This is a genomic window from Sphingomonas sp. G-3-2-10 (assembly GCF_012927115.1).
GTDB lineage: Bacteria > Pseudomonadota > Alphaproteobacteria > Sphingomonadales > Sphingomonadaceae > Sphingomonas.
In genome coordinates this window covers 1,046,911-1,062,754 of the sequence record NZ_JABBFY010000001.1, presented here as the reverse complement: position 1 = coordinate 1,062,754, position 15,844 = coordinate 1,046,911, and the positions used below count along the sequence as shown (strand labels likewise).

At 65.5% G+C, this 15,844-nt stretch carries 14 protein-coding genes; 2 read left to right on the top strand and 12 right to left on the bottom strand.

Annotation, left to right across the window (positions count from 1 at the left end; all coding sequences use genetic code 11):
• Positions 1 to 56 precede the first annotated feature (56 nt).
• The 6 genes from HHL13_RS22805 to hisI all read right to left on the bottom strand — a co-directional run bounded on the left by HHL13_RS22805 (position 57) and on the right by hisI (position 5,972).
• Entirely contained in the window at positions 57 to 1,838 is a 1,782-nt protein-coding gene (locus HHL13_RS22805; RefSeq protein WP_169554688.1) for an alpha/beta fold hydrolase, read from the bottom strand.
• A 97-nt stretch (positions 1,839 to 1,935) separates the two neighbouring features.
• Complete coding sequence (locus HHL13_RS05335) at positions 1,936 to 2,625, bottom strand: heme-binding beta-barrel domain-containing protein (protein ID WP_169554687.1); 690 nt, start codon at positions 2,623 to 2,625, stop codon at positions 1,936 to 1,938.
• A 184-nt stretch (positions 2,626 to 2,809) separates the two neighbouring features.
• The gene (locus HHL13_RS05330; protein WP_169554686.1) at positions 2,810 to 4,612 is read right to left on the bottom strand and encodes an acyl-CoA dehydrogenase C-terminal domain-containing protein; all 1,803 of its coding nucleotides are present in this window, start codon (positions 4,610 to 4,612) and stop codon (positions 2,810 to 2,812) included.
• A 19-nt stretch (positions 4,613 to 4,631) separates the two neighbouring features.
• Entirely contained in the window at positions 4,632 to 5,048 is a 417-nt protein-coding gene (locus HHL13_RS05325; RefSeq protein ID WP_169554685.1) for a MerR family DNA-binding transcriptional regulator, read from the bottom strand.
• 64 nt (positions 5,049 to 5,112) lie between these two features.
• Positions 5,113 to 5,610: a hypothetical protein gene (locus tag HHL13_RS05320; RefSeq protein ID WP_169554684.1), complete on the bottom strand. Its 498-nt coding sequence runs from the start codon at positions 5,608 to 5,610 to the stop codon at positions 5,113 to 5,115.
• Positions 5,607 to 5,972 (bottom strand): phosphoribosyl-AMP cyclohydrolase, encoded by a 366-nt coding sequence (gene hisI, locus HHL13_RS05315; RefSeq protein WP_169554683.1) that lies wholly within the window; start codon positions 5,970 to 5,972, stop codon positions 5,607 to 5,609. Before hisI ends, HHL13_RS05320 begins: the two co-directional genes overlap by 4 nt.
• 118 nt (positions 5,973 to 6,090) lie before the next feature.
• Between hisI and purF the strand changes: the two genes are divergently transcribed.
• Both purF and HHL13_RS05305 read left to right on the top strand, forming a co-directional pair.
• A complete protein-coding gene (purF, locus tag HHL13_RS05310; RefSeq protein ID WP_169554682.1) occupies positions 6,091 to 7,551 on the top strand; it encodes an amidophosphoribosyltransferase in 1,461 nt (486 codons plus the stop codon).
• Between the two features lie 14 nt (positions 7,552 to 7,565).
• Positions 7,566 to 8,276 (top strand): SDR family NAD(P)-dependent oxidoreductase, encoded by a 711-nt coding sequence (locus HHL13_RS05305; protein WP_169554681.1) that lies wholly within the window; start codon positions 7,566 to 7,568, stop codon positions 8,274 to 8,276.
• 190 nt (positions 8,277 to 8,466) lie between these two features.
• On the opposite strand, the gene HHL13_RS05300 is transcribed toward HHL13_RS05305, so the two are convergent.
• From HHL13_RS05300 to HHL13_RS05275, 6 genes are read right to left on the bottom strand one after another with little or no spacing between them, the layout of a single operon-like run.
• Positions 8,467 to 9,651 carry a serine hydrolase domain-containing protein gene (locus HHL13_RS05300; protein WP_169554680.1) on the bottom strand — a complete coding sequence of 395 codons (1,185 nt, stop codon included), beginning with the start codon at positions 9,649 to 9,651 and terminating at the stop codon, positions 8,467 to 8,469.
• Positions 9,651 to 10,883 carry a cyclopropane-fatty-acyl-phospholipid synthase family protein gene (locus HHL13_RS05295; RefSeq protein ID WP_169554679.1) on the bottom strand — a complete coding sequence of 411 codons (1,233 nt, stop codon included), beginning with the start codon at positions 10,881 to 10,883 and terminating at the stop codon, positions 9,651 to 9,653. Before HHL13_RS05295 ends, HHL13_RS05300 begins: the two co-directional genes overlap by 1 nt.
• A gap of 51 nt (positions 10,884 to 10,934) precedes the next feature.
• Positions 10,935 to 12,290, bottom strand: a complete 1,356-nt coding sequence (locus tag HHL13_RS05290) for a deoxyribodipyrimidine photo-lyase (RefSeq protein WP_169554678.1) — start codon at positions 12,288 to 12,290, stop codon at positions 10,935 to 10,937.
• Positions 12,291 to 12,327: 37 nt separating this feature from the next.
• Positions 12,328 to 13,362, bottom strand: coding sequence for a 2-oxoacid:ferredoxin oxidoreductase subunit beta (locus HHL13_RS05285; RefSeq protein WP_169554677.1), 1,035 nt, complete (start codon positions 13,360 to 13,362; stop codon positions 12,328 to 12,330).
• A 10-nt stretch (positions 13,363 to 13,372) separates the two neighbouring features.
• On the bottom strand, positions 13,373 to 13,900 hold the full coding sequence (locus HHL13_RS05280; protein WP_169554676.1) for a hypothetical protein: 528 nt from the start codon (positions 13,898 to 13,900) through the stop codon (positions 13,373 to 13,375).
• On the bottom strand, positions 13,897 to 15,840 hold the full coding sequence (locus HHL13_RS05275; RefSeq protein ID WP_169554675.1) for a 2-oxoacid:acceptor oxidoreductase subunit alpha: 1,944 nt from the start codon (positions 15,838 to 15,840) through the stop codon (positions 13,897 to 13,899). The genes HHL13_RS05280 and HHL13_RS05275 overlap by 4 nt, the downstream gene beginning before the upstream one ends.
• Positions 15,841 to 15,844 lie beyond the last annotated feature (4 nt).

The window sequence follows — 15,844 nt, the reverse complement described above, 5'->3', positions numbered from 1 at the left end:
CAATGGTCCGGAGGCGTAACGATATCGCGAACCGGTAAATTGCCGGTGAACCGCGTTCAGGCGCCCGCCAGCAGCCGCGCGATCAGGTCGGGCTTCTGGAAATGCACCAGCCGTCCGGCATCGGGCACGATGACCACTGAGCAGCCCGGCCACGCCGCCTGCCAGCGCGGCAGCGAATCCGCGCTGCTGTAGAGCGGGTCCTGCGCGCCGTAGAGGAGCGTCATCGCGGACCCGTCGGCAAGCTGGGGGATGGCCGCGAACGGCTCGGTAGTCGCCACCGCGCGGAACCCCGCGCCACCCTGCAATGCACTATGCTGGGTCGAACGGATATAGGCGGCCATCACACGAGGATCGCGCAGCACCGTCATATCGGCTTCGCTCGCTCCCAGCGCCTTGATCGTCAGCCGCTCGACGATCGGCGCGGAGGCATTGCGGCTCAGATACGTCGCCAGCCGCGCCGTCATCCACGGCTGGCCATAGACAATCGCCTTGATCGCGCCGATCAGCCCGCTTCGCCTGCGATCCGCAACCGGGCCCGGCTCGGGATTGACCGTCACCGCGCGGACGATCCGCTCCGGCCAGCGTTCGGCGAAGCGGCAAAGCACCATCGTGCCACCGCGCGCGAGGATGCACGCCCGCTCCAGCCCCAGCGTGTCCAGAATATCGGCAAGATCCTGCGCCGATTCCTCCAGATAGTCCCCGCCGACCATTCCGGACAGCCCGAAGCCCGGCCGGTCGAGTGCAATCGGTCGCAGCCCTCCGGTCTGCAACCCGCGGATGAAGCATTGCGGATTGTGCCTGCTGGTCGTTGCGGTGTGCAGGATCAGCACCGGTGTCGCCCCGCTCGGCCCATGATCGACCACCGCGATTCGCCCTGGCCGGCCGATCCGCGGGATCAGCCGCAGCGGCTCGGCCGTTTCGAACGGCGGTGCGCTTTCCATGCTCGTTGCCATCGCGATCCGCGTCAGGATGCTGACCTCGTGGATGGCAATCGACAGCCCGGCGACGGTCGCCACGTCCAGCGCGGCGAAGACCATCTTCAACTCGCTCTTGACGACATGGTCGGAAACCCCGGCCGCCGCGGCCGCTTCGCGCCTGCTGCCGCCTTCCGCGACAAGCACGGCGATCTCGGCTTGCCGCGCGCTGATCCGGAAGAGCTCGGTCAGCGCCCCGAGCAACGCGGTCCGCGTCGCCGGTTCGCCAGCCTGCAGCATCAGGCACAGCCCGATCAGTTCTCCCTGCCGGCGCACTCCGGCCTTGCGCATCGCCGCCTTGGTCGCGGTGCGCGCGGTTTCGTAGCCTACGCGGGCCTGCCGCGCGGCGCTGCGCAACTCGCCGGTGCGAACCAGCCCGCCGACGACCCGCGCTTCCAGCCCGGTCAGCCCCAGCGCGTGCGTGAATTCGCTCTTTGCCGGATCGAGCACGGTCAGCGGAACGCAGACCATCACGACATATCGCCCCGGCCCGGTCCGTTCCCGCACTGCCTGGGTCAACGGCCATTCCGCCGCCAGCGCCATCGGCGCGACCAACGCGGGCACGGTTCGTCCGCCGGGGCCGCACAACAGCGCGACACGCGCGGCATGGGCGCATGGCGGCCGATCGAGCTGCGCGCCAGCGCCGGGCAGGCCCCATTGGCCAAAACGCAGATCGGCGAACTGGATCGCGCCCTCCGCGTCACATAGCGCCGAAGCGAAACCGCCGGGATTGAGGAACGCCGCGCCCCCACCGGCGCCGTCGTCGATCACCGGAGCGGCCAGGCCGATCGTTGCGATCAACTCGCTGGGCAGGCCGCCGGGCGCGACGGAAACAGGCGCAATCGCTCCGCTCACGATCCGCACTGCCCCCGCATCCGATCCTCTCCACACCCGCGAGGCAAGTCATATCGCGAACCGGCGCGCCGATCCACGGGCTTGCGGTTGCCCTTCCCGCCGCGCCTCAGCCGTCGATGCGCGGCGCGATCGGCACCAGCGAAGCCGCGCCTGGTGCTGCGCCGCGAATGACCTTTTCCCAGGGGTTCAGGTCGGGCTCGCCGATCTTCACCAGCGTGTTGCGATCGCGATGCGCGAACGGCTCGTCCCGGCCCTTCACCACCAGCGTCGTGTCAGAGAGGTAGCTCCACGATCCATCCTCGTGGAACTCCACCTCGATACGATAGGCATCCGTCCGGAATGCCATTTCGAGGAAGGTCGTGGAGCAGATGCCGTAATCGGTCTGCCCGCGCTCGGCGGTCAGCACCAGCCGGGTCGCATCGCGCTCGGCATGGCCCGAAGCGATCGCCACCTGCCCGCGCGGGATCGACAGCGTCTGCAGGATCAGCCCGGTCGCCGGCTCCCACAGCCAGTATCCCACCTGATCGTGGAAGGTGATGTCCTCTTCGGGCGTGTTGACATGGACATGATAGCGCAGCCCGTAGAAGAGCTGCGGCCCGTTCGCCTGCGGATCGATCGGCTGCATCTCGATCCGCTCATAATAGACGCGCTGCTCCGGCCCATCGGCCTTGGGGTTCACATCGACCCCGCGATGCCCTTCCCAGATCCCTGCCAGCCGCCGCAACGGCCCGAGATTGGCCAGCGTATCGGCATCCACGTCCTCGGGTTCGGTGAAGATATCGTCCGGAAGTTCCACGCTGCCATACCCCTGCACCCGGCGACGCTTCGGAACAGCTCCGCAACGAACGCCCTCGCCGCTTCGCTATCCGCCCGGGAGCCGAGGCGCAATCCATCCGAGCTGGACATTCGGGAGATCGCACCGCCACCCCCGACTTGTCCCGGGGCGACGGTGGTGCAGGCGATGACAGCCGGAGCGGCGATCACGCCGCCCGGAACATCTCCGGATCCAGCGCCATCACGGCGTCGCTGCCCGCTTCGATCTTCCGCCGCAGCGCACCTGCGTCGGGCATGAACCGCTCGGCGAAGAAGCGCGCGGTCACCAGCTTTGCTTCGAGGAACTTCACGTCCTCCGCGCCTTCGGCCAGCGCATCGACCGCGGCCTTCGCCATGCGCAGCCACATCAGGCCCAGCGCGACCACGCCGGTCAGCTGCATGTACGGATAGGCGCCCGCGCCGACATGGTTGGGGTTCTGGAAGCCGTTCTGCGCCAGCCACATCGTCGCCGCCTGCATCTGGCCCAGCGCCTTTTCCAGCGCTTCGGCGAAATCCTTCAGCTTCTCGTCGCCCTTGGCCGCCGCGGCTTCCTCGGCCACGATCTTGAAGAAGGCCTGCACCGCGCGGCCGCCGTTCATCGCCAGCTTGCGGCCGACCAGATCCATCGCCTGCACGCCGTTGGTGCCTTCGTAGATCATCGAGATGCGGGCATCGCGAACATATTGCTCCATGCCCCATTCGGCGATGTAGCCGTGTCCGCCATAGACCTGCTGCGCGTCGGTCGCGACCTTGTAGCCGATATCGGTGCCCACGCCCTTGATGACCGGGGTCAGCAGCCCGACCAGATCGGCGGCCAGCTGGCGTTCTTCCTCGGTCGCGGCGGCATGTTCCAGATCGACCTGGAGCGCGCCCCACAGGCACAAAGCGCGCATCCCTTCGACCTGCGCCTTGGATTCCATCAGCATCCGGCGCACGTCGGGATGGACGAACAGCGTATCCGCCTTCTCGTTCGGTTCGGCCGGCCCGGTCAGCGCGCGGCCCTGACGGCGATCCTCGGCATATTGCACGGCGTTCTGCAGTGCGGTCTCGCCGATGCCCACGCCCTGCAGGCCGACGCCCAGGCGTGCCGCGTTCATCATGATGAACATCGCGGCGAGGCCTTTCATCTCCTCGCCGACCAGCCAGCCGGTCGCGCCGTCATAGTTCATGACGCAGGTCGAATTGCCGTGGATGCCCATCTTATGCTCGATCGACCCGCACGACACCGCGTTGCGCGCGCCCAGCGATCCGTCGTCGTTGACGATGAACTTCGGCACCACGAACAGGCTGATGCCCTTGCTGCTCTCCGGCGCGCCCGGCGTCTTGGCCAGCACGAGGTGGATGATGTTGCTGGTCAGGTCATGCTCGCCCGACGAGATGAAGATCTTGGTGCCGGTGATGCTGTAGCTGCCGTCCGCCTGCGGCTCGGCGCGGGTGCGGATCAGGCCCAGATCGGTGCCGCACTGGGGTTCGGTCAGGTTCATCGTACCGCCCCATTCGCCCGAGGCCATCTTCGGAATATATTTCTGCTGCTGCTCGGGCGAGCCCTTGACGATCAGCGACGAGATCGCGCCATGCGTCAGCCCGAAATACATGGCGAAGGCCATGTTGGCGGAGATCATATATTCCTGGAACGCGGTGCCGATGATGTGCGGCATCCCCTGCCCGCCGAATTCCTCCGGCGCGCCCAGCGTGCCCCAGCCGCTTTCGACGAACTGGTCATAGGCTTCCTTGAAGCCCTTCGGCGTGGTGACGCTGCCGTCGTCGTGACGGGTGCAGCCTTCCTGGTCGCCGCTCAGGTTGAGCGGGAACAGCACTTCGGAAACGAACTTGCCGCCTTCCTCCAGCACCGCGGTGACCACATCCGGGGTCGCATTCGCAAAGCCCGGCAGGTCCGCATAGTTCTGCAGGCCGATCACGCGATCGAGGATGAAGCGCGTATCGCGCACCGGCGGCGTGTACTGGGGCATTTCAGGTTCCTCTCTGGTCTCAGTCGCCGCTTTTGAGCAGGTCGACGAATTGATTCAGTTCTTCGATGTGCGCGTCGATGTCGCGCTTCTGGTTCTCGAGCAGGTTGATGCGATCGAGGCAGCGCTCCAGCGTCACCTGACGCTGCACCCGCCGGCCGTCGCCGACATCGTAGAGATCGATCATTTCCCGGATTTCTCCGAGCGAGAAGCCCACCCGCTTGCCGCGCAGAATCCAGGCCAGCCGGGCGCGATCGCGATGTGAATAGATGCGGGCGGTGCCCCGCCGCTCAGGGCCGATCAGCCCTTCATCCTCGTAGAAGCGGAGCGCGCGGGCGGTGACTCCGAACTCGGCGCACAGGTCCGAGATGGAGAAATGCTCGCGGTCCGTCCGCGGCTCGATCGGCGCAAGCGCCTCGATAGGGAATGCGGCACCCATGACCGCTGGCTACTTTACCCTTACGTGAACGTCAAGCTGACGAAATGCCCATCCGCCGACTTTGCTACTTTCCGCACAAGGACCTGCCGCGCGAATCCCGCATCGCCGCCGCTTCTGCCTCGGACTCGCTGATCCGGCTGACCTCAAGCCCTGCATAGGAGGCTCGCTTGGCGCAGAGTTTCGAGCAGGTGTCGGGCACATTGCCGGGGAAGAGGATCTTGTCTCCCTCGAACCGGGCGTCGAAGCCGCACTTCTCCTCGCCCTCGCCCATCTCGACCCGCAACACCTCACCCACCCGGCTGACCGTGCCGGAGCCCGAGCAGGTGATCTTGTCGCCATAGTCGACGAATGCGCCGATCTTGTAGCCATTGCCGTCGGGTACGATGCAGACCCGGTCGGTATCGCGGGCATAGAGCCCGGCGATCTCGGTATCTTTCGGATCGCGCACCAGCCCGCGTTCGATCGCGGCCTTTTCCAGATCCTGCGGCTCGGCGGCGTTCTGGACGACGGCGTCGCCTGAACAGCCGGCCAGCAACAGGAGGAGCGCGAATACAGCCCTCATACCCGCACCAGCCCCCCGCCCTCGACCGCGCGGTAGAAGCAGCTCGGTTCGCCGGTGTGGCACGCCGGCCCCTGCGGATCGACGATCAGCCAGATCGCGTCCTGGTCGCAATCCACCCGCACCTCGCGCACCTTGAGCACATGGCCGCTGGTTTCACCCTTCTTCCACAGCCGCCCGCGGCTGCGCGACCAGAAGGTGGCTTCCCCGCTCGCCAGCGTTGCCTCCAACGCCTTGGCGTTCATATGCGCGACCATCAGCACCGAATCGCCATGCGTGGCGACCGCCGTCACCAGCCCGTTGGCATCGTATTTAGGGTCGAGCACCAGCCCGGTTTCGCGCGCATTCTCAGGATCGTCGGCCATGCCTCCCCTCCTAGCGAAGCCCGGTTTCCCACGCGAACAAAGATTTTGTGACAGACGGGCGACAAATCCGAACCCAGCCTATATAGGGCGGCAACTGTAACCGAACCCACAGGGTACGATGCTTACCACAAACCCCTACGACGACGACAAACTCCGCGAGGAGTGCGGAATCTTCGGTGTATCCGGTGCGGAAGGGGCTGCTGCCCTTGTCGCGCTGGGTCTCCACGCGCTCCAGCATCGCGGACAGGAAGCCGCCGGAATCACCAGCTTCGACGGCCGCATGTTCCACACCCATCGCGCGATGGGCCATGTCGCCGGCAATTTCGACCGTGACGACGTGATGCGCCCGCTTCAGGGCACCACCGCCTGCGGTCACGTTCGCTATTCGACCACCGGCGAGACGTCGCTGCGCAACGTCCAGCCGCTCTATGCCGAACTGGCCACCGGCGGCTTCGCGATCGCGCACAACGGCAATATCTCGAACGCCAGTCGCGTCCGCCGCGACCTCGTTCGCAGCGGTTCGATCTTCCAGTCGACCTCGGACACCGAGGTGATCATCCACCTCGTCGCGACGTCGAACTACCGCACGCTGATCGACCGGTTCATCGATGCGCTGAAGCAGGTCGAAGGCGCCTATTCGCTGATCTGCATGACGCCGGAAGGCATGATCGCCTGCCGTGATCCGCTCGGTATTCGCCCGCTCGTCATGGGCAAGCTGGGTGATTCGATCATCTTCGCGTCTGAAACCGTCGCGCTCGACGTGGTCGGCGCGGAATATGTCCGCGACGTCAATCCGGGCGAGTTGGTGATCGTGAAGGGCAACGACATCCAGTCGCACAGCCCCTTCGCGCCGCAGGCCGCGCGTCCCTGCATCTTCGAATATGTCTATTTCTCCCGCCCCGATTCGATCTCGGCGGGCAGCTCGGTCTATTCGGTGCGCAAGGCGATCGGCGCGCAGCTCGCCATCGAATCCCCGATCGAAGCCGATCTGGTCGTGCCCGTTCCGGACTCCGGCGTCCCCGCCGCGATCGGCTATGCCCAGCAATCGGGCATTCCGTTCGAACTCGGCATCATCCGCTCGCACTATGTCGGCCGCACCTTCATCCAGCCGAGCGCCGAAGTCCGCCACCTCGGCGTCAAGCTGAAGCACAATGCCAACAAGGAGCTGATCGCGGGCAAGCGCATCGTGCTGATCGACGATTCGATCGTGCGCGGCACCACCAGCCTCAAGATCGTGCAGATGATGCGCGATGCCGGCGCGAAGGAGGTCCATATGAGGATCGCCAGCCCGCCGACGCGGCATAGCTGCTTCTACGGCGTCGATACGCCCGAGCGCGAAAAGCTGCTTGCCGCGAAGATGGATCTGGAGGGCATGACCGGCCATATCCATGCCGACAGCCTCGCCTTCATCTCGATCGACGGGCTGTACAAGGCGCTGGGCGAGAGCGGCCGCGCGCGCAACAACCCGGGCTATTGCGACGCCTGCTTCACTGGCGAGTATCCCACGCCCCTCACCGATCAGGACGAGCTGGCGCCGCCGCTCGACCAGTTCGCGCTGCTCGAAGAGCGCGTCTCCTAACTTTCCGGAATCCCATGACCGACAAGCCACTTTCCGATCAGATCGCGCTCGTCACCGGCGCGAGCCGCGGCATCGGCGCCGCAACCGCCAAGGCTCTGGCCGCCGCGGGCGCACACGTCATTCTCACTGCGCGCACCGCCGGCGGGCTCGAGGAAGTCGAGGAAGCGATCCATGCCGAGGGCGGCTCCGCCACCATCGCCCCGCTCGACCTGACCGAGAATGACAGCATCGCCCGTCTCGCCACCGCGATCGGCGGCCGCTGGCCCGCGCTCGATATCATGGTGCTCAACGCCGCGACGCTCGGTACGCTCAGCGCCGTGCCCGCGATCGACGGCAAGGATTTCGCCAAGCTGCTGACGCTCAACGTCAGCGCACAAGCTGCCCTGCTCGCGGCGTTCGATCCGATGCTGCGCAAGGCAAAGGCAGCGAAGGTGATCGGCGTCACTTCCAGCGTCGGCCGCAATCCGCGCGCCTATTGGGGCATGTACGGCGCGTCCAAGGCGGCGTTCGAGAATCTGCTGCTCACCTATGGCGAGGAACTGCGCAACCTGACCGCGCTGCGCGTCGCGATCCTCGATCCCGGCGCCACCCGCACCGCGATGCGTGCCCGCGCTTTCCCCGGCGAGGATCCGTTGAGCGTGAAGGCGCCTGAAGTCGTCGCCGAACGCATCGCCGCCCTCGCCGCCTCAGGCTTCGAAGCGGGGCATTTCGAACGGGTGGACTAGGGCGGCTTGAAATGTTGGATTTCGCTTGCTGAAAGCGTCGGCGCCGCCGCTTGGTTGCCGCTCTTTGACCTGTTGATGCCTCTGCTTCCGCGCGCCGGGCAAGGCGCTGCATCCGCGCAAGCAAATGCGCTTTCCTCCTCGGGCAAAGGTCACCGCTCGTGCGAACTTCCGGGACCTTTTCAGGCCAGCCTTATTTCGCAGCCGCCTCGAACAGCTTGTCGAGGAAAGCTGTCCGCGCCCGGCCATAGGCTGGATCGCTCGCCTTGGGCGCTGCTGCAGAAACCACGATTACCGTCCGCGTCTTGGGATCGACGCGGATCGACTGGCCGAAAATCCCCTGCGCCCCATACCGGCTCTGCGGATAGGTCCACCATTGATAACCATAGCCATATCCCGGCACGCCGATCTCGGCCTGCGCGCGGGTGGCCTGCGCGAACCAGTTGGCCGGCACCACGCCCTTGCCGCCCTCCAGCGCGAACTGACCCATCCGGGCATAGTCGCGCAGGGACACGGAAAGGCAGCAGCCGCTCACTTCATGGTTCGACGGATCGACCATCCAGAAGGCGTCCTGCTCCATGCCATAGGGCTTCCACACCTTTTCGCTGAGATAGGTCGCCAGCGGCTTCTTCGTCGCGCGCATTACCAGCACGCCGATCAGGTTGGTTTCGCCGGTCTTATAGACCCATTTGCTGCCTGGTGCGGATTCGCGCGGCAGGTTTTTCATATAGTAAACCGTGGGGTCCTCGCCCGCGGGCACCGGCTGGAGGAACATTCGCGCCACGTCCGAATTGGCGTCGGTATAATCCTCGTTCCACTTCACGCCCGAGGTCATCGTCAGCAACTGGTGGATCGTCACCCCGTCATAGCCGCTGCCGGCCAGTTCCGGGATATATTTGGTCACCGGCTCGTCGACCGACTTGATGTATCCGTCGCGGATCGCCGCCCCGACCAGGGTCGAGGTGAACGACTTTGCGACCGAGAAGCTGGTCCAGCGCCCTTCCGGCCCATAGCCGCGCGCGTATCGCTCCAGCCGCACCTTGCCGTTCTGGAGCACGATCAGCCCGGCGACATTCTGCGCCGCGATGAAGCTGTCGATTTCGCTGTCGGCGATCGGCAGCGGCGTGCCCTTCGGCAGCGCGCGCACCTTGCCGCCGCGCTGGACGATGTTGCCGGGGAACAGCCGTTCCATATGCGGGAAGTTCGCGTCGCGCTGGGCTTGCGACCAGAACAGGATCTCGGCGCCGACCTTGCGCAGGCCTGCCGTATCGTCGGCCTTCAGCGCGACTGCGGTCGACGGTACTGCCGCCATTTCCGCCGCTTTCTCCGCACATCCCGCCAGCATCAGCGTGCCTGCCAGCAACAACGCCTTGCGCATCACCCCTCCTTGATCAGCGTCACCTGCGCGACATCGATCCCGCCGCCGCGGAACCCGCCTTCGCAATACATCAGATAATAGCGCCACAGATCGATGAAGCGCTGATCGAACTGCGCGGGCAGCTGCCCGGTCGCCGCCGCCGCATCGAAATTCTCGCGCCACTGTTTCAGCGTCTCGGCATAATCGAGGCCGAACGAATGTTGATCGCGCCACGCCAGCCCATGCTGTTCGCCGATCGCGCGGAACTCGCTTTCGCGGATCAGCAGCCCACCGGGGAAGATATAGGTCTGGATGAAGTCGACATTGCCGGCATAGGCATCGAACAACGCATCGTCGAAGGCGATATACTGGATCGCCGCCCGCCCGCCCGGCTTCAGTACGCGAGTGATGGTGCCCAGATAGTCGCGCCAATATTCGCGGCCCACCGCCTCGACCATCTCGATGCTCGCCACAGCGTCATAGGTGCCGGTCACGTCGCGATAATCGGTCAGCGAGAAATCGACTCCGTCGATCCCGGCTGCCGCGATCCGCGCTTCTGCCCATGCCTTTTGCTCGGTCGACAGGGTCAGCCCGTGCAGCCTGCGCCCTGCCCGTCCGGCGGCTTCGGCGAATGAGCCCCAGCCGCAGCCGATCTCGAGGATCGTATCGCCGGGTTGCGTCGCCGTGCGATCGAGGATCGCGGTAAGTTTGCGGTCTTGCGCGGCCTCCAGGCTGTCCCCGCCCGCGAAGATCGCGCTCGAATAGGTCATGCCCGGATCGAGCCATTGCGAATAGAAGTCATTGCCCAGATCGTAGTGGAAATGGATGTTCCGCTTCGATCCTGCGCGGCTGTTGCGGTGGCGCCAGTGGTTCAGCCGCTTGCCGAGAAGCGAAAGCCCGGATGCGCGCGCCGGACCCGCCAGATGTGCGCGATTGACGCTGAACACCGCGAAGATCTGCACCGGATCGGGGCTGGCCCATTCGCCCTTCGTCCAGGCTTCGTACCAGCCGGTCGAGCCTCCGGTGCCCAGGCGCATCAGCGCGCGCCAGCTGCGAATTTCGATGACCGCCAGCGGGCCCTCGCCGCGCCCGCCCAGCACACGGATATGGCCGTCCGGCAGCGTGGCCTGGATGCTGCCTGCGATGATCCCGCGATCGATGCGATCGAGCACGCGGCGAAATACCGGCCCGAACCAGTCGAGCAGGTTCCTCCCCCGAGCAGCGCTGCCCTCTTTCCCCATCGGCGCGTTCATGGCGCGCCCTTCATGCACCCTTCGCCAACGGGAGCAAGCCCCATAAGGGGGTCATCGAATAGCGCGTCCCGCCGCCAGCGCGCGCTCGCGCGCCTCGCGATGGCCGATGATCTTGGGCGGATAGCCGTCCGGACGGCATCCGGCCGCGTCGGGATCGTGGATCCACGGATCGGGAATGTCCGCCAGTTCGGGCACCCACTCGCGGATATAGCCGCCCGCGTCGAACTTCTCGGACTGGACCAGCGGCGCCATGATCCGCCCCCACATGTTCGAATCGACCCCGGTGCCGGCCACCCATTGCCAGTTCACGCTGTTGTTGCCGTAATCGGCATCGATCAGCGTGTCCCAGAACCAGCGCTCGCCCGCGCGCCAGTCAATCAGCAGATGCTTCACCAGAAAGCTCGCGGTGATCATCCGCACGCGATTGTGCATCCATCCGGTCGCCCACAACTGGCGCATTCCGGCATCGACGATCGGATAGCCGGTGCGGCCCTGTTGCCACGCCTTCAGGTCATGTTCGCTGCGTCTCCATGCCATCGCGTCCCACGCGGGACGGCCGTTGCGATAGCCGTAGTGCGGGAACTGGAGCATCAGGCTGGCCGCGAAATCGCGCCACGCCATCTCCTTGCGGAATTTGTCGGCATTCCGCCCGCGATCGAGCTTGTGCCACACCGTCGCAGGCGAGATTTCCCCGAAATGCAGATGCGGCGAGAGGCGCGAGGTCCCCTCCACATCGGGCAGGTCGCGGCGGGCTTCGTAATCGACCACCTCATCGACAAAATCATCGGCCTTGCGCAGCGCTTCCGCCTCGCCCGGGATCCAGTCAGCGGAAAAGCCCTTGGCCCAATCCGGTTTGGCCGGCAGCAGATCCCAGTCGGAGAGCTTGTCGCTCTTCGGCCATATATCCGGGGAGGAGATCGTGTGCGGCACGGGCTGATCGTCTGGCGGCGGCATACGCTCGTTCAGCGCCCGCCAGAAGGCCGAATAGACCTTATACTGCCCGCCCGACCCGGTGGTGATGTCACGCAGCGACGCCAGATGATTGCCGTCGTGCAGCGTCAGCCGGTCGCCCAGCGCGTCCTCGGCCTTCACCCACCACGGCTCATAATGCCGGATCGCATGGATCGTCGACGCTCCGGTTTCCTCGGCAAGCTTGCGAAGCGCCTCCACGGCACTCCCGCGCCGCAGGATCAGCCGCGACCCCTTCGCCTCCAGCGACGCGGCAAGGCTGACCAGCGAATGGTGCAACCACCACCGCTGCGCCCCGCCTATCCGCCACCGCCCCGGCGCCTCGTCGTCCAGCACATAAACAGGCACCACCGCGCCTTCATGGGCAGCAGCGATCAGCGCAGGCTGGTCATGCAGCCGAATATCCTGGCGAAGCCAGAGGAGGGACGTTCCGGTCATGGCTGGAGCAACGGCCCGACGCCGTCAAAGCTCCGCCTCACTCCGCCCGAGGCTGCTTGTCCACCATCCACGTCTGACCCTTGGCGACCAGCTTCTGCAGGTCGGCCACCTTGCCTTCGCTCGCGGCCTTGTTCTGCGCGACGATCGCGCTTTCGAAGGTCGGGGCGGGGTCGTCGTACAGCACGCCCAGCGCCATCGGGAACGGCCCGAACGGCATCTCGACCAGCATGTGCGCCACGGCGCGATTGGTGACATTGTGGACGATCACGCCCGCCGCCTGCCAATCGCCATCGAGGACATCGACCACCTTCAGCGTCAGCTTCTCGACATCGAGCGAAAGGCCGCGGGCGCCGCCCGCGAACAGCAGCGGCTCGCCATCGACGCACCACATCTGGTTCGCTGCGGCGTTGGGCTTGGCGGTGAACGGCTCGAACACATCGTCATTATAGACGATGCAGTTCTGGAAGATTTCGACGAACGCCGCGCCCTGATGCTTGTGCGCGGCCTTCAGCACGCTCGGCAGATTCTTGTGCACGTCGATCCCGCGCGCAATGAAGCGCCCGCCCGAACCCAGCGCGAAGGCGCAGGGCTTGGCCGGATGATCGACCGATCCGAACGGCGTCGAGGGCGAACGCGTGCCTTCGCGCGAGGTCGGCGAATACTGCCCCTTGGTCAGCCCGTAAATCTCGTTGTTGAACAGCAGCACCTGGCAGTTCAGGTTCCGCCGCAGCAAGTGCATCGTGTGGTTACCGCCGATCGACAGCCCGTCGCCATCTCCGGTGATGATCCACACGTCGAGGTCCGGATTGGCCAGCTTGACCCCCGTCGCCACGGCCGGCGCGCGGCCGTGGATCGTATGGAAGCCATAGGTCTCCATATAATAGGGGAAGCGTGAGGAGCAGCCGATGCCGCTGACAAACACGGTATTCTCGGGCGTGCCGCCGATCTCTGGCATGGTGCGCTGCACCGCCTTCAGGATCGCATAGTCGCCGCAGCCGGGGCACCAGCGGACTTCCTGATCGGTTTCCCAATCCTTGGGCGTCGAGGGGCGGATGGTGGTGATCTCGTTCATCGTCGCTCTTTCACTTGTTCGCCGCGATCAGGGTCGCGCCGGAGAACAGCTCCCGCATGACCGAATCGAAGATATGCTGCTGATCATCAGGGCGCGGGATCACCGCGATCACGGCGGTGATAACGCCATCGTTGAACGTCGCCCAGACCAGCCGCAGCCCCTGGTCGGTGGCATATTCGCGATAGAGTCCACGCGCTCCCGAACCGACATCGCCAACAAAAAAATAGGCTTCGCGCTTGAGTTGCGACCGTCCGTTCCCTGAGAACATGATGCCCAGGGCAAGCAGGCCCTCATCGCGTCGAGCCTTGTCACGAAGTATGTTCTCGACTTCTCCGCCGGGGACAATCGCCCCAACGACGATCGAAGTACCCGATGCATCGGTGCGATAGCCGATGCGCTCATCGGACTGTAGCCTCGCATCGCGAGGCAATCCCGCCAGTTCCGCCGGCAGCGCGGTCAGCGCCGCCGCGACACGCGGATCCTGCGCGGTGGCCGGGAGCACCACCGGAGCGACCGCCAGGACAAGTGGCAGGATCACGGATTCACAGCCTCCGGGCTGGGCAACTGCGTGTTGTCCGGGCCAAGCTCTTCGGGCTTGTCGCTCGACAAATGCCGCGCGATCGCACCTTCGATCTCGGCGATGGTGAAGGGCTGGCCCGACACCTTGTTGAGCGGCACGGCGTTCACCAGGAACTGGTCGCGCAGCACGGTCTTGAGCTGCCCGGTGTTCATCTCCGGCACCAGGATATGCTCGTAGCTCTTCAGCAGATCGCCGAGATTCTTCGGCATCGGCCAGATGTGGCGGATATGGATGTGGCTGACGTCCACGCCCTTGGCCCGCGCGCGGCGGACCGCGGTGGTGATCGGGCCATAGGTCGAACCCCAGCCGACCACGACCAGCTTGCCGCCCGCCTGCCCCTGCTCGACCACCTGATCGGGGATGTCGATATTGGCAACCTTATCGCGGCGGATATCGGTCATCGCCTGATGGTTGGCGGGCGAATAATCGAGGTTGCCGGTATCCACCGCCTTCTCGATCCCGCCGATGCGGTGGAGCAGGCCCGGCGTGCCCGGCTTGACCCACGGACGCTTCAATTTCTCGTCGCGGGCATAGGGCAGGAATTTCTCGCCCTCGGCCGGCAACTCGGTGTGATGCTTCACCGGGAAGGGCTTGTAGGTGCTCATGTCCGGCACCTTCCACGGCTCCGCGGCATTGGCGATATAGCCGTCGGTCAGGATCATGACCGGGGTCATATATTGCGTGGCGATCCGCACAGCCTCGATCGCGACGTCGAAACAATCGGCCGCCGAACGCGAAGCGATCACCGGCATCGGCGCATCGCCGTTGCGGCCATAGACCGCCTGATAGAGATCCGATTGCTCGGTCTTGGTCGGCAGACCGGTCGAAGGACCGCCGCGCTGCGAATTGACGATGATCAGCGGAAGCTCGGTCATGATCGCCAGACCCATCGCTTCGCCCTTCAGCGCTATGCCCGGACCCGACGATGAAGTGACGCCCAGCGACCCCGCATAGGATGCGCCCAACGCCGACGCGATCGCCGCGATCTCGTCTTCGGCCTGGAACGTCGTAACGCCATATTCCTTGAACTTGGACAGCGCGTGGAGGATCGCCGAAGCCGGCGTGATCGGATAGCCGCCGAAGAACATCGGCAGTTCGGCAAGCTGTGCTCCCGCGACCAGACCCAGCGAGATCGAATCCGCGCCGGTGACGGTGCGGTACAGGCCCGGCTCGGACGGCGCGGCGGACACATTCCGCTGCGAAATGCCCAGTGCTCCGAGTTCCGCGGTCTCGCCATAGGCATGACCGGCGTTCAGCGCGGCGATGTTCGCTTCGGCAAGGTTCGGCGCCTTGGCGAACTTGTCCTTGAGCCACTGGATCAGTGGCGCGCGGTCGCGGTCGAACATCCAGAGCGCCAGCCCCAGTGTCCACATATTCTTGCAGCGCAGGGCTTCCTTGTTGCCCAGCCCGAACGGCTTCACCGCCTCGACCGTCAGCGCCGAGATGTCGAGCTTGAGCAGCTGCCACTTGCCGAGGCTGCCATCCTCGAGCGGATTGCTGGCGTACTTGGCCTTGTCCAGATTGCGCTGACCGAACTCGCCGGCATCGGCGATGATCAGCCCGCCGGGCTTCAGCGCCTCGACATTGGTCTTGAGCGCCGCCGGGTTCATCGCGACCAGCACGTCGGGCTGGTCGCCCGCGGTGTCGATCTGCGTCGAGCCGAAATTGATCTGGAAGGCGGAGACGCCGAACAGCGTGCCCTGCGGCGCGCGAATCTCGGCGGGGAAATCCGGGAAGGTGGCAAGATCGTTGCCCGCCAGTGCGGTGGAGAGCGTGAACTGCCCGCCGGTCAACTGCATGCCGTCGCCGGAATCACCGGCAAAACGAACGACGACTGCCTCTTGCGGCGGGTGGGCCGATGCCTCTTCGGGCGTCAGCATATGGGTGGCGGTTGCCATTGGC

Excerpts from the sequence above, each read along its gene's own strand:
- HHL13_RS05285 (WP_169554677.1), bottom strand. The coding sequence starts at position 13,362 with ATGAACGAGATCACCACCATCCGCCCCTCGACGCCCAAGGATTGGGAA.
- purF (WP_169554682.1), top strand. The coding sequence starts at position 6,091 with ATGCTTACCACAAACCCCTACGACGACGACAAACTCCGCGAGGAGTGC.
- HHL13_RS05320 (WP_169554684.1), bottom strand. The coding sequence starts at position 5,610 with ATGAGGGCTGTATTCGCGCTCCTCCTGTTGCTGGCCGGCTGTTCAGGC.
- HHL13_RS05330 (WP_169554686.1), bottom strand. The coding sequence starts at position 4,612 with ATGCCCCAGTACACGCCGCCGGTGCGCGATACGCGCTTCATCCTCGAT.
- HHL13_RS05295 (WP_169554679.1), bottom strand. The coding sequence starts at position 10,883 with ATGAACGCGCCGATGGGGAAAGAGGGCAGCGCTGCTCGGGGGAGGAAC.
- hisI (WP_169554683.1), bottom strand. The coding sequence starts at position 5,972 with ATGGCCGACGATCCTGAGAATGCGCGCGAAACCGGGCTGGTGCTCGAC.
- HHL13_RS05275 (WP_169554675.1), bottom strand. The coding sequence starts at position 15,840 with ATGGCAACCGCCACCCATATGCTGACGCCCGAAGAGGCATCGGCCCAC.
- HHL13_RS05300 (WP_169554680.1), bottom strand. The coding sequence starts at position 9,651 with ATGCGCAAGGCGTTGTTGCTGGCAGGCACGCTGATGCTGGCGGGATGT.
- HHL13_RS05305 (WP_169554681.1), top strand. The coding sequence starts at position 7,566 with ATGACCGACAAGCCACTTTCCGATCAGATCGCGCTCGTCACCGGCGCG.
- HHL13_RS05325 (WP_169554685.1), bottom strand. The coding sequence starts at position 5,048 with ATGGGTGCCGCATTCCCTATCGAGGCGCTTGCGCCGATCGAGCCGCGG.
- HHL13_RS05290 (WP_169554678.1), bottom strand. The coding sequence starts at position 12,290 with ATGACCGGAACGTCCCTCCTCTGGCTTCGCCAGGATATTCGGCTGCAT.